Raw genomic sequence first — 13,959 nt, 5'->3', positions numbered from 1 at the left:
TTTAAGGATTGCACATGAATTTTATGGAAAAGGAAAAACCAATCGGAGTTTTTGATTCTGGTATTGGCGGTTTAACAGTTGTAAAAAGAATAATCTCAATCCTGCCATTAGAAAACATTGTTTACTTTGGCGATACCGCCCGCGTTCCTTATGGTTCAAAATCAAATTCTACTGTAATTGAATATGCAATCCAGGATGCGAAATTTCTTTTGAATAAAAATGTTAAAGTAATTGTTGTTGCCTGCAATACTGTATCTTCGGTTGCTTTGAGCGAATTACGAAATCGATTCAGTGTTCCTGTAATTGGAATGATTGAACCCGGCGCTTTGATGGCAATTGAAAATACAAAGAGCGGAAAGATTGGTGTAATTGGTACAAGCGCAACAATTAATAATAAAGCTTATTCTAAAGAAATTAATCGCCTCGATCCTAAAGCCCGGGTTTTTGAAAAAGCCTGCCCACTATTTGTTCCATTGGCTGAAGAAGGTTGGATTGATCATCCTGCAACGTATTTGATTGCTGAAGAATATTTGCAGGAAATTAAAGAACAGGATATTGATACTCTGGTTTTAGGATGTACACATTATCCAATCCTTGCAAAAGTAATCCGGCAGGTTGTAGGTGATAAAGTAACTTTAATTGATTCCGGAATTGCCGCTGCAAAAGTACTTGCAAGTGAATTGGATAGAACAAATCTTCACACAAATGCTAACTCGCTTGGTTTACAGGATTACTTTGTAAGTGATATACCCCAGAAGTTCAAAGAGATTTCCGAAATTTTTATGGGAAGAACTTTAGAGCATATTAAAAAAGTAGATCTGGAAACTTTAATTTCGTTTTATCAGCGATAAGAGTTCGTTATTGATAATATACTTGAAATAAATTGGTTTTCATTTTCAAAGTAAAAAATAAATTATATATTGAAAGATGTTTTGGTATAAAGGTATATTGGTATAGAGGTTTAAAGTATGTAGTGAACTTTATTATATACCTTTATACCCCTATACCAACATACCGAAAACCACTTTCTATTTAGTATACATGAAATGAAGATCTCTGATAAGTTCATTGCTGTACCTTAAGGAATGTTATTTTAAAAACAATTTTGCCATCTGAATTCCACAAATACTTTTAGCATCCATCAACTCGCCGGACTTTATCATATCATCAATCTCGGGTAAAGAATATTCCAGTATTTCCATGCCATATTCACCTTCTTCGCGGTTGTGGTTACCGGCTTGTAAATCTCTTGCAAGATAAATATGAAGAATCTCTGTACAAAACCCTGGCGTGGTAAAAATTGCACCAAGCCTTACAACATTATTTGATTTATAACCGGTCTCTTCTTCAAGCTCTCTAACTGCACATACAAAAGGATCTTCATTCTTATCTAATTTACCAGCGGGCAGTTCTAATAAAACTTTTTGAAGAGGATAGCGGTACTGCTGAACCATAACAATCTTCCCATCATTTTTTATTGGAACAACAACGGCACCTCCGGGATGAACAGCAATTTCCCGAACACCGCTATTACCGCTATTGTATTCCAGTTCGTCAACCTGTAAATCAAAGACTTTTCCTCTAAAAAGTATTTCACTCTTCTTGATTGAAAAATTCATTTAAATCTCTTAATTAATTTTTCTTTATTCTGCTTTTATTCACGGAAGGATAAATTGTTAAATTGCTTAATTGTTGTTAAAACAATATCAAAACAATTTAACAATGCAACTACTCTACCTTCTGTAACTTGTTTCGTAATATGGAATCAATTCGCTTCCAAGAAATTTTAGTACTGCTGTAATTACACCAAGATCATCAAGGTAACCAAAGAGTGGGGTTAAATCCGGGATTGCATCAATTGGTGAAATAAAATAAATCAAAGCTGCAACTACAATTGCTTTGCGGTGCCACGATACATAACGGTCGCGCATATATCTATACAGCGCCATAACATCCTTTGCAAAAGAAATTTTCTTGCCGACCTGTTCAAGCTTTACCCACAATCCATTTTCAACTTCCTTTTTCTTCCTTTCAAATTCTTCTTCATACATCATATCATAATCAAGATCGTTAATGTTTGGAATTGTTTTACTCATCTCTTAATCCTCCTATTTGCGATATTTTTCAAACCAGTCAAAAATAGTATTCCACCACAAATTTGAGTTTTGCGGCTTTGTTACAAAGTGTGTTTCATCCGGAAAGTAAAGTAATTTACTTGGAACTCCCATTCTTTGTAACGATGTAAATAATTGGAACGCCTGCTCTTCAGAAAGTCTGAAATCTTTTGCGCCATGAATTACCAGCATTGGCGTTTTAAAGTTCTGGACGTATGAATGTGGAGACCATTTGTGGTAAAGATTTCTGTTCGTCCAAGGTTTGCCACCAAGTTCCCATTCCGGAAACCAAAGTTCTTCAGTTGTTCCGTACATGCTTTCAAGATTGAAAGTACCATCGTGGCTAACAAGTGCGTTAAATTTATTGGTGTGTCCTTCAATCCAGTTTGTCATGTACCCACCGTAAGATGCACCAGCAGCAAAAGTATTTTTCTTATCGATGAAATTAAAATTTTTGATTGCATAATCATAACAGTTCATTAAATCAGTATAAACTTTTCCGCCCCAATCGCGGGAGATTTCATCAGTAAATTTTTGTCCGTATCCTGTGCTGCCGCGTGGATTTGGAGCAACAACAATATATCCCCTTGATGCGAATAATTGATAATTCCACCTGTAGTGAAATTCATCTTCCCACTTTCCCTGTGGTCCACCATGAATTAAAAATATCATCGGGTATTTCTTATTGGCATCAAAGAATGGCGGTTTAATTAAAACTGATTGCACTTTGGTTTTCCCGGCACCTTCGCACCAGAAAGTTTCCATTGGATTCATTTCAATCTTTTCTAAAATATCTTTATTTAAAAATGATATTTGCTGAAGATTGGAACCAGAATTATCCATCGAAAAAATTTCATCCGGAAGATTACTCCGCTGCTGTCTGAAGAAAAGCTTTTTTCCATCAGGCGAGATAAGAATATTTGCGTTGCAATGTTCTTTTAGCACAACTTCTATTTTGCCGGTTGAAACATCAACTTTTAAGATTGGATTATTCGTTTCTTTTTGCGAAGTAAAATAAATTGATTTTGAATCCGGTGACCAAATGAATTCTTCAACATTAAAATCAAAACCATTTGTTAACTCATTTGTTTTTCCGGTTCCTCTTTCAAACAACATCAACCGCTTTCTATCAGCTTCAAAGCCAGCTCTTTCCATAGAACAAAAAGCAATATACTTTCCATCTGGTGAATAAATGGGTTGGAAATCATTTCCTTTGCTAACAGAAATTTTTTTGTAAGGAGTTTTACTTCCCGCTTTCACATCTTTTAAATCAATAATAAAAATATCATTGTTTGTACTGGCAGCCAGTGTATCAGCTTCATTCATTGTAAAGACAACTTCATTACCATCTGGGGAAAAGTTATAATCGTTAGAGCTGCCAAGTGCAAGCGGAGGGCAATCTGATTTGGAATTGAGCATCAGGTCAACGTAATTTTTCTTATTTAATTCCATCAGGAATAAATGACTTCGTTTTTCTCCTCTCCAGTTATCCCAATGCCGGAACATTAGTTCAGTAAAAATGCTTGCTTTAACTTTACTATCTTCTTTTGCTTTGTCTTTTGTTTTGTTGCAGTTCTGATCTTCGCATTCTGGATAAACAGAAGAAACAAAAAGAAATTTACTTCCATCTTTTAACCAGACCAATCCGGAAGCTCCGGTATAAAGATCAGTTAATTGTTTATCGTCAGATCCATCAATGTTGCAGTACCAAATTTGATCTTCAAGAGTATAAACAATTCTTTTTCCATCTGGAGAAAATTTTGGCTGGGCTTCATTCTTTTCTGAGTTCTTTAATGTTCTTAAATTTTTACCATCCGAACCAATCAGCCGTATATCAGTGTTCCCTTTATTCTTTTCCATATCATATGCGGTTAAAGCGAATGCGATTGTATTTCCATCAGGTGAAAGTGAAATATCGCCAACTCTTTTCATTGCCCAAAGATCATCAATAGTCATAGCTTTCTTTTGTGGCAAAAGAAAATTAGAAATTGTTAGGAAAATGACTGAAAGAAAGAAAACTTTTTTCATTTACTCCTCGATGTATAGAATATTCTGAGAATAAAAATAGTTTAAGGATTTACTAAAGGCAAGAAGGAAAAAAGAAGTGCCAGATAAAATAAAATAACAAATACCAAAACATAAATAACAAATAATTTCTAAATACCAACAACAAAATTACAAAAACTTTTTGGGGATTGGATCTTGAAGATTGAAGCATATTTGCAATTTGTTATTTGGAATTTTACTTCATTTTCATTTTGCACTTACTTATAGCCAACAAGCAAGATTTGATGATTAAGAAATTAAATGATCTACAATTATCTTAGTAATTCTTTCCGCAGCTTTCCCGTCCCATAATTCTGGAATTGTCCCTTTTTTAATTTTCCCATCAAGGATTTCAAGAGCAGCTTTTTCTACTTTCTTTAAATCAGTTCCGACTAATTGATTGGTACCAACTTCAACAGTTATTGGGCGCTCAGTATTATTCCGGACAGTTATACATTGAACACCAAGGAAAGTGCTTTCTTCCTGGATACCGCCGCTATCAGTGATTATCAATTCAGCATCTTTTGTAAGAGCAAGAAAATCTATATAACCGATTGGTTCGGTCAGGATTATATTCTCACTTAGCAGATCATCCAATCCAAATTTTTGCATATTGGATTTAGTACGTGGATGAATCGGGAAAAGAAGATTGCGTTTGTTTGCTACGGTATTAAGCATATTCAATAATGCTTCAAGTCCTTCTTTAGTATCAACATTACTCGGGCGATGTAGAGTGACAAGAATATATTTTCCTTTTTCCAAATGATGTTCTTTAATAATATTAGACTTTTCAGTTTTAGGTAAATAATTAACAAGGCTGTCAATCATTACATTGCCAGTAAAAAAAACTTTTTCGTCGGGCACCCCTTCGTGTTTTAAATTTATTATTCCAGTTTTTTCTGTTACAAAAAGAAAATCGGCTATGGAATCCGTAAGCAGCCTGTTGATTTCTTCTGGCATCTCTCTATCAAAACTTCTTAACCCGGCTTCTACGTGCGCAGTTTTAATATTTAATTTTGAAGCAACTAAAGTACACGCAATTGTTGAATTAACATCTCCAACAACAATCACCAGGTCAGGTTTTTCTGCCAGAAGAACTTTTTCAAATTCGATCATAACTTTAGCAGTTTGTTCTGCATGAGAACCAGAACCAACTCCTAAATAAAAATGAGGTTGTGGCAGTTCCAGGTCATCAAAAAATATTTTAGACATCTTTTCATCATAATGTTGCCCGGTATGACAAATCAGGTGTTCAATTTCTAATTTTTCATTTTTCATTTTTAATTTTTCAAATGCTTTATGAATTGGTGCTACTTTCATAAAATTTGGGCGGGCACCAACAACTGAAATAACTTTCTTCAAAATTTTTCTCCGGAATGTGAATATTCTAACAAAGATTTTTTATCTGTTATTATAATTGAAAATTATAAATGAAGCAATCGGGATAATGCCCTTAACGTCAATTATTAAAAAGATTTTTATGTAAAAGGCAAATATTTCAAATTCCCCGCTATCAGAATTATAATTTGGAATTAGTTATATTTACCGCGTGCTTAATTTAAGGTAATTATGAAAAACAAAAAAATCTATGTTGCTGGTCACCGTGGAATGGTTGGCTCTGCCATTTATAGAAAGTTCTTGTCGGAAGGCTGCAAAAATATTGTTACAAAGGAATTGAATGAATTAAATCTTATCCGCCAGGATCAGGTAGAAAAATTCTTTGAAATAGAAAAACCAGAATTAGTAATTATTGCCGCAGCAAAAGTCGGTGGAATACTTGCCAATAATACTTACCGTGCACAGTTCATTTATGAAAACCTGATGATTGAATCTAATTTAATTCACGCTGCTCACCAGAATGGAGCTGAAAAACTTTTGTTTCTTGGCAGCTCGTGTATTTATCCCAAGCTGGCACCTCAACCTTTAAAGGAAGAATATCTTTTATCAGATAAACTTGAATATACAAATGAACCTTATGCGATAGCAAAAATTGCCGGAATTAAATTATGCGAAAGTTATTATAAACAATTTGGCAGTAATTTTATTTCAGTTATGCCAACTAATCTTTACGGACCAAATGATAACTTCAATCTGGAAACATCGCATGTACTTCCAGCTCTAATAAGGAAATTTCACGAAGCCAAAATTAATCAGCAAGCAGCAATCCACAATCAGCAATCGGTAGTAGTGTGGGGAACCGGGAATCCTAGAAGAGAATTTCTTTATGTAGAAGACCTGGCAGAAGCTGTTTATTATATTATGCAAAAAGTAAACGCTGCTGATTTATATGAGAATGGAATTTCTCACATTAACATCGGGACAGGTATCGATCTAACGATTAAAGAATTAGCTAAGATAATTTCTGAAGTGGTTGGGTATAATGGAAAAATTGTATTTGATGCAGCAAAACCGGATGGTACTCCCAGAAAACTTCTTGATGTAACAAGACTCAACAATTTAGGCTGGCAGCACAAAACCAATTTGAAAGACGGAATAGAAAAAGCTTATAAATGGTTTTTGGTAAACATAAAGTAGAACAAGTACATAAAAATGATGAGTAGCAATTTCTGTGTATTAAGTTCTTCTTTGGGTAAGGGTAGGTTTCTGTATCACATAAAAATGTGATATAAAAAGAATGTTATTATTACTAATTTTTGCTCGGAGGTATTAATGAAAAAAGCACTCATAACCGGCATTACCGGGCAGGATGGAAGCTATCTTGCGGAAATCTTGTTGGAGAAAGGTTACGAAGTTCATGGAATAATCAGAAGGAGCAGTTCTTTTAATACCGGAAGGATCGATCACCTTTATAATAATCCTGAGATTGTAAATAAAACATTATTTCTTCATTACGGAGACCTGGTTGATACAAGCAATTTAAATAGGATATTGGAAAAAATTGCTCCGCACGAAATTTATAACCTGGGTGCGCAAAGCCATGTAAAAGTATCTTTCGAAATTCCTGATTACACAGCACAGGTGGATGCACTTGGGACATTGCGATTTTTAGATGCCATAAGAGAAGTGGGATTAGGAAAAGAAACAAAATTATATCAGGCTTCTACAAGCGAGCTTTTTGGTAAAGTGCAGGAAGTGCCGCAAAAAGAAACAACTCCTTTTTATCCCCGCTCACCTTATGGGGTAGCAAAACTTTTTGGCTATTGGATAATAGTTAATTATCGCGAAGCATATAATCTTTTTGCCTGCAATGGAATTTTATTCAATCACGAATCGCCAAGAAGAGGTGAAACTTTTGTAACAAGAAAAATTACCCGCGCTGCTGCAAGGATTATTTTAGGTTTACAAGATAAACTTGTTTTGGGTAATCTAAATGCAAAACGTGATTGGGGTTTTGCTCCGGAATTTTGTGAAGGCATGTGGCGGATTTTACAGCATGAAAAAGCTGAAGATTTTGTGCTTGCTACTGGTGAGACTCATACAGTACGCGAATTTACAGAGCTGTCATTTAGAGAATTGGGAATTGAACTTACGTGGATTGGTGAAAATGAAAATGAAAAAGGAATTGTAAAAGAAGTCATTAAACAGAAGTCAGAAATCAGAAGTCAGAAATCAGGGGTAGGCGGTTCCAATTTTTCAAATCCGCAATCCGCAACCCGCAATCTGCAATCTGGAGATGTGGTTGTAGAAGTATCACCCGGTTATTACAGACCGACAGAAGTGGAATTGCTTATCGGTGATGCAACAAAAGCTAATGAATTATTAGGATGGAAGGCAAAAACAAAATTTGAAGACCTTGTAAAATTAATGGCTAAAGCTGATTTTGAAAAAGTATTAAAAAGAGGTTATTAAACAAAAATCATTATTTATTTAAAAAAAATTTCCATTTTAGTTTTTTTTTAATATCTTAAGTTTGCAAAAAACATATTGGGGTGATATTAACCAAATATTTTTATAACCCGTATCCCCCAAAAAGATTTTGTGAAATACACTCCGAATTTAAAGGGGTCTTTTGTAATCAGTTCGTTCTATTATTTATTATATATGTAAATCCAAAATTGTGACTCACATGGCGAAGCTGTATCCGGAACAAACTTCTATTGTTAAAATATCCCAAGAAAAGTTCAAAGAGTAACTAATATTTTCATTTAACATTTAGAATTAAACCTTCATAATTATTATGACACTATTAGAAAAAATCAACAACACATCTGCCGTTATTGGCATTATTGGACTTGGTTATGTTGGCTTGCCTTTAGCCCTGGAATTTGTAAACAAGAAATTTAAAGTTATCGGATTCGATCTCGATCCGAAGAAACCCGAGATTTTATCAAAGGGTAAATCTTATATAAAGCATATAAGTGAAGAGCGGATTAAAACTGCCATATCGAGTGGATTCTTTTCTGCAACAACAAATTTTTCGCTTTTACCGGAAGTGGATGCGATTATTATCTGTGTTCCAACTCCTCTTGATGAACACCGCGAGCCAGATGTAAGTTATATTGTTAATTCCGGTAAAGTAATTGCTCAGTACTTAAGAAAGGGGCAATTGGTCGTATTGGAATCTTCAACTTATCCCGGAACAACAGATGAAATTCTTCTGCCGATGTTTGAGGAAAGTCAAAACTCAAAACTAAAAACTAAAAACTCAACATTCAATGTAGGTGTGGATTTTTATTTGGCATTTAGTCCCGAACGTGAAGATCCCAACAATCCTGATTTTACAACAGGAACGATTCCCAAAGTAGTGGGAGGCGTTACTCCTAAGTGTTTGGAAATCGCTAAAGCATTATATGATAAAATAATTGTTAAGACTGTACCGGTAAGTTCTACCAGAGCAGCAGAAGCTACAAAGCTATTAGAAAATATTTATCGCTCTGTTAATATTGCGCTGGTGAATGAACTTAAAATGGTATTTGACAGAATGGATATTGATGTTTGGGAAGTTATTGAAGCTGCTAAGACAAAGCCATTTGGTTTTCATCCTTTTTATCCTGGACCAGGGTTAGGTGGACATTGTATTCCAATAGACCCTTTCTATTTAACATGGAAAGCGCGGGAATACGACATCAATACTAAGTTTATAGAGCTTGCAGGTGAGATAAATACTTTACAGCCATACTACGTTGTGGAAAAGTCATCAGAAGTATTAAATAAATTTAAGAAATCCCTTAATGGTTCTAAGGTTCTTATCCTTGGAGCTGCATACAAAAAAGATATTGATGATATGCGCGAATCACCAACCTTAAAGCTGATAGAAATATTTGCTGAGCAGGGTGCTGATGTTAGTTATAATGACCCTTTCGTTCCTAAATTGTACAAGACAAGAAAATATAATTATGATTTACAATCGGTTGATCTTACAAAAGAAAATCTGAAAACCTACGACCTGATTGTTTTAAGCACCGATCATTCTTCTTATGATTATAAGTTCATAGCCGATAACTCAAATTTGATTGTTGATACCCGGAATGCATTTGAAAAAAATGGTGTGAAATCTGGTAATATTTTTAAAGCCTAATAAATCATTTTTACTTTTTGTTATTAGTCTTTAACTAAAAACTAAACACTTGCCTACCGCCTACCTACCCTGCCTACCGCGGGCAGGCGTCAGGCAGGTCAGGCAGGCTCAAAACTAAAAACTTCTTATTTTGTTTCCTTTCTTATAACTTTATTGGTATTGCTAACAAATAGATGGGTATGCTAGAAAATATAAGAATAGATGCTGCAGAAAAACGTGCACTATTGTATGCTATAAAGGATATTACTGAGGAGGTATATTTATTTGGCTCCCGATTAAATTCCTTAAAAAAAGGCGGAGATATTGATATACTGATCTTTTCAACCCAAAATAGCCTGGATTTATCCAGAAAAATCAGCCGCAAATTCTTTATGGAATGTGAAGAAAAAATTGATGTACTGGTTTTAAACAAAGAAAATCTAACTGAAGAACAAAAAGCTTTTATCAATACTATTAAACCAGTAAGAATAAAATGAAAAATAACTATAAGATTTTGTTTGAAAACTCCAAACAGAAAGTTATATCTTCTATTGGTTTAGTTGAAGCGTCACTTATCGGTCTTGAAAAATATATTATAAACAAAAAATATAACCCTAAAGAGCTTGAGCCTTATGATGCTTTATCTGACAGGTTTATCAGAGCAGTAGAAACTTGTATTAAATTTTTTAAAACATATGAATATTACCTGTATACATTTTCGTCTGATACTTATAGGGATCTGCTTTTAAATATGGAAAAGCAAAAGATAATATCAGCAGTAGAAATCTGGGTAGATATGCGGGATATCAGAAATCGGATTGTACACGATTATTTACCTTATGAAATACAAAATATTTATGATCTTCTTATGGGCGCATTTAAAGATGAACTCAATAATGTGAAGGAAAAAATTATTACAATTACTACTTGACCGCAATGTTAAACTGATATAGCTCAATACGGAATACTCAAAATCTTAGCAAAGCGTAGAACCCGAGAATCGGGACTTAAAACTTAATTAGTTGTTATTCTTAAATTCTTAACTCAAGACTAAACACTAAAAACTCAACACTGAATAAGACTAAACACTTGCCTACCGTCAGGCAGGCTCAAAATTTAGAACTAAATAGTGCTCAACACTTGTTAGCTTATGCGCTTAAATGAATTTGAAAAAGGAATAATAAAGAATACTGCTAAAGAAATTTTTGGCGAAGATACCGAAATATTTATCTTCGGTAGCCGAGTTGATGATACGCTGAAAGGCGGGGATATTGATATTTACCTTAAATGCTTAAATAAAGAAAACCTGTTGGATAAAAAAATTAAGTATTTAATAAAACTTGAAAAATTACTAGGCGAGCAAAAAATTGACGTGATTATTAACCACCCCAAAGCTATTGTAAAACCTATATTTAAAATTGCTGAATCAACAGGTATCAGATTGTGAAAATGGCAATTACAAAATTATACGAAGCCTTAAAAGAATGTAATACGCATATTAAAAGGCTAAGCTCTGCAGTAAAAGATCTTAAAACTACTATTCCTCTTAATGCCGAAAAGTACAATTCATTATCTGAAACTGACATCAGAACACTTGATCAGTTTATCTACAGATTTTTCAAATTACAAGATGCGATGGGTGAACGTTTATTTAGCGCTGTACTTCTGATGCTTGCTGAAGATATAAACAAAATGTCATTTCTTGATATACTTAATAGATTAGAACAACTACATTTACTGGAATCAAAAGATTCATGGCTATACCTAAGAAAGCTACGTAATGAATTTTTGCATGAATACAGTAATTCGTTTGATGATAATATAACGGCAATTAATCAATTATATTATAAACTGCAGGATATTTACAATATTTTTATAAACATCAAAAATTTAGTAATAAATAAATTTGAAAATGAGTTAAAACCGTACATCGAAGAGCTTGAGACACCAACACTTTTTTAACTGCGGTTTCATCTGTAGCATCTTCTCCCGTTTGACCTTTGTCGTTTCACTTTTTATTATTCTGGCTTCTGAACAATTACTAAAAAACAAAATTTTTTATAAATGATAAATAAATTATGAAAGTAGTAATATTGGCTGATGGACTTGGAGCCAGACTTAGCAAGGAAACTACTATAGTAGCATAAGTATAACAAAGTTTTGTATATGGAGCCATCCTTTTTTCAAACACAGAAAATAGTAATTAACCCATGTCAATAGAAGAAAAATACAACACTCTAAAAAAAATATTCTGGGATTATAATATTGATCTACTCCCTTTGAATAATGTTGTGGACATGCAATTTGATGTTATTGATAAATATGAATTTGATCTGATAATTAATCGTATGCTCGAAAGATTAAGTTGGTTTGATCTTCTGGACATTTTGGGAATTGATTTATTGAAGAAGATATTAGTTTCCGGTTCAGTAAATAGATTGAGAAGCAATGAATTAAAGGATAGATATGAACGAATCCGACGAATTTTATATAAAGAGCCTTTACCCCTTTCAGGATGGGATTCTGAATATATTAAGAGAATTAAAACTACCATTTTATCTAACAGGTGGTACGCCTCTTAGCCGCATTTATTTTAAGCACCGTTATTCCGATGATCTCGATTTATTTGTTAATGATGATAGCAGTTTTAGTGAGTATTGTAATATCATTTTTAATAAATTAGCCGATTCACAAACTAAACTTAACTTCATCATCGATAAACAAAAGCTCAATCGATCAAACAATTTTATGCAGGTATACATCTCAAAAGCTGACCTCGAATTAAAAATTGATTTGGTTAACGATGTTGCTCCGCACTATGATGAGTTTTATTTTGACGCAGTGCTTGGGAAAATCGATAGCCTAAGGAACATTTTATCCAATAAATTTTCCGCTCTTTACAGATTCGAACCGAAGGATATTGTCGATATCTGGATTATTTGTAAAAATTTTAAGTGCAACTTTAAAGAGATTATTTCTGAAGCAAAAAATAAAGAAGCTGGAGTTGACCCTGTTTCAATTTTTGAAATCCTTAGCTCTTTCCCGGTTGATAAGTTGAATCTTATTAAATGGATTAATAAACCCGACCCAATTCATTTTAAAAATGATCTTTCAGTTATTGCAGACGATATTTTTAACGGCAGGATAAATTCATTAGTTAATTAACGTAAGAACATTTCTTGTTTCTATTTTAATAATTATTGGCTACTAAAACTTGATGATGCTTTGTGAAGCTCCGTGCTAACTCTCAGGAACTCTGTGTAACAAAAATTTACCATGAAAACGTTGACGGTATGCTCAACATCCAAAACATCTTTACTGAAAACGGCATCAACAACGATTATTTTATTTCTGACCCGCCTATATTGATAAAGAACTTTAAGCATTGCCTTCTAAGTGAACAAGTTCAAGCAGGTAAGATTATAACAGACGGTTGGGAATAAAGAGACACGAATTATTACAATGTAAAGTTAAATTTAGAATTGAAGAAAAATGCAACATGATAATACAATACCGGATAGAACTTGCAGATATTTTTAATTGTTTTTGCATAAGATTAAGATAATAACGATAGTCTAATGATAAGAGAACAAAAAGAAAATTCTCCTGAGCTGAAGACATTTATTAGAGATCACAAGGATTTATTTTGGTATATAAAAGAAGAAGCAAAGGAAAGAATCAGTCTTGAATTTTTAATAGAGACCATATTAAACTATGGAACACTTAATGATGTAAAAAAAATGTTCGAGCTAATCGGTTTCAAAAAAACAGCTGAAATATTCTTTAAACAAAGCAGTAGAGAAAGAAATAGCTACTTGCCCAAAGTAAAAAATTATTTTACACTTTATTTCAACAGGCATGCACAAAGAAATACTTCTACCATCACAAGTTGAATTGCTCCCGTTTATAAAAAAATTCAAAAAGGACTTTTATTTAGTTGGCGGTACAGCTATAGCATTACAACTGGGGCATCGGCGGTCAATAGATTTTGACTTGTTTATTAATGCCGAATCGTTAAACCTGAAATATATTAAAAATGAATATAAAAAAGTTCTAAATGCTAATAAAAGTGTTTTATATGAAGCATTTGACCAATTTCATATAAAAATAAATGATGTAAAAATTACTTTTTTTACTTATCCCTATCCCGTTAAGGCGGATCTAGAATTTGAATCCATTTGCAGAATGCCTGATTTGTTGGAACTAGTATAACGTTTCACAAATAGCTTTACAAATAGAAATAAAAGAGTTATATTTACTTCTGAAAAGAAAAGGAGTAAATATGTCCAGAAAAAGTAGTCGTCCACGATTAAAATTGGATGAAAAAGAATTAAATAAGTT

At 33.3% G+C, this 13,959-nt stretch carries 15 protein-coding genes; 11 read left to right on the top strand and 4 right to left on the bottom strand.

The annotated features are described in order from the left end of the window. Window positions 1-14: 14 nt before the first annotated feature. Entirely contained in the window at window positions 15-851 is an 837-nt protein-coding gene (murI, locus tag NTX22_09555; protein MCX6150757.1) for a glutamate racemase, read from the top strand. 237 nt (window positions 852-1,088) lie between these two features. Here the strand turns inward: murI and NTX22_09550 are convergent, their stop codons facing one another. From NTX22_09550 to wecB, 4 genes are all read right to left on the bottom strand, one after another. Further along, a complete protein-coding gene (locus tag NTX22_09550) occupies window positions 1,089-1,619 on the bottom strand; it encodes an NUDIX hydrolase (protein MCX6150756.1) in 531 nt (176 codons plus the stop codon). A gap of 114 nt (window positions 1,620-1,733) precedes the next feature. Next, window positions 1,734-2,096, bottom strand: coding sequence for a YkvA family protein (locus NTX22_09545; protein MCX6150755.1), 363 nt, complete (start codon window positions 2,094-2,096; stop codon window positions 1,734-1,736). Window positions 2,097-2,108: 12 nt separating this feature from the next. Continuing rightward, entirely contained in the window at window positions 2,109-4,142 is a 2,034-nt protein-coding gene (locus tag NTX22_09540; GenBank protein MCX6150754.1) for a S9 family peptidase, read from the bottom strand. 267 nt (window positions 4,143-4,409) lie between these two features. After that, window positions 4,410-5,522 carry a UDP-N-acetylglucosamine 2-epimerase (non-hydrolyzing) gene (gene wecB, locus NTX22_09535; protein ID MCX6150753.1) on the bottom strand — a complete coding sequence of 371 codons (1,113 nt, stop codon included), beginning with the start codon at window positions 5,520-5,522 and terminating at the stop codon, window positions 4,410-4,412. Between the two features lie 207 nt (window positions 5,523-5,729). Between wecB and NTX22_09530 the strand changes: the two genes are divergently transcribed. The 10 genes from NTX22_09530 to NTX22_09485 all read left to right on the top strand — a co-directional run bounded on the left by NTX22_09530 (window position 5,730) and on the right by NTX22_09485 (window position 13,830). Then, window positions 5,730-6,695 (top strand): GDP-L-fucose synthase, encoded by a 966-nt coding sequence (locus tag NTX22_09530; protein ID MCX6150752.1) that lies wholly within the window; start codon window positions 5,730-5,732, stop codon window positions 6,693-6,695. 135 nt (window positions 6,696-6,830) lie between these two features. Then, entirely contained in the window at window positions 6,831-7,970 is a 1,140-nt protein-coding gene (gene gmd, locus NTX22_09525; GenBank protein ID MCX6150751.1) for a GDP-mannose 4,6-dehydratase, read from the top strand. A 328-nt stretch (window positions 7,971-8,298) separates the two neighbouring features. Continuing rightward, window positions 8,299-9,639, top strand: a complete 1,341-nt coding sequence (locus tag NTX22_09520) for a nucleotide sugar dehydrogenase (protein ID MCX6150750.1) — start codon at window positions 8,299-8,301, stop codon at window positions 9,637-9,639. 179 nt (window positions 9,640-9,818) lie between these two features. Beyond that, complete coding sequence (locus NTX22_09515; protein MCX6150749.1) at window positions 9,819-10,115, top strand: nucleotidyltransferase domain-containing protein; 297 nt, start codon at window positions 9,819-9,821, stop codon at window positions 10,113-10,115. Further along, entirely contained in the window at window positions 10,112-10,549 is a 438-nt protein-coding gene (locus tag NTX22_09510) for a nucleotidyltransferase substrate binding protein (GenBank protein ID MCX6150748.1), read from the top strand. Before NTX22_09515 ends, NTX22_09510 begins: the two co-directional genes overlap by 4 nt. 219 nt (window positions 10,550-10,768) lie before the next feature. Further along, window positions 10,769-11,065, top strand: coding sequence for a nucleotidyltransferase domain-containing protein (locus NTX22_09505; protein ID MCX6150747.1), 297 nt, complete (start codon window positions 10,769-10,771; stop codon window positions 11,063-11,065). 2 nt (window positions 11,066-11,067) lie between these two features. After that, window positions 11,068-11,580, top strand: a complete 513-nt coding sequence (locus tag NTX22_09500; protein MCX6150746.1) for a hypothetical protein — start codon at window positions 11,068-11,070, stop codon at window positions 11,578-11,580. 504 nt (window positions 11,581-12,084) lie between these two features. Continuing rightward, a complete protein-coding gene (locus tag NTX22_09495; protein ID MCX6150745.1) occupies window positions 12,085-12,783 on the top strand; it encodes a nucleotidyl transferase AbiEii/AbiGii toxin family protein in 699 nt (232 codons plus the stop codon). Between the two features lie 413 nt (window positions 12,784-13,196). Beyond that, window positions 13,197-13,511 carry a hypothetical protein gene (locus NTX22_09490; protein ID MCX6150744.1) on the top strand — a complete coding sequence of 105 codons (315 nt, stop codon included), beginning with the start codon at window positions 13,197-13,199 and terminating at the stop codon, window positions 13,509-13,511. Then, window positions 13,477-13,830, top strand: coding sequence for a nucleotidyl transferase AbiEii/AbiGii toxin family protein (locus tag NTX22_09485; protein ID MCX6150743.1), 354 nt, complete (start codon window positions 13,477-13,479; stop codon window positions 13,828-13,830). Before NTX22_09490 ends, NTX22_09485 begins: the two co-directional genes overlap by 35 nt. Window positions 13,831-13,959: the final 129 nt, after the last annotated feature.

This window comes from Ignavibacteriales bacterium (genome assembly GCA_026390815.1).
Lineage (GTDB): Bacteria > Bacteroidota > Ignavibacteria > Ignavibacteriales > SURF-24 > JAPLFH01.
The sequence above is the reverse complement of the archived record's forward strand: the minus strand, read 5'-3'. Positions and strand labels throughout refer to the sequence as shown.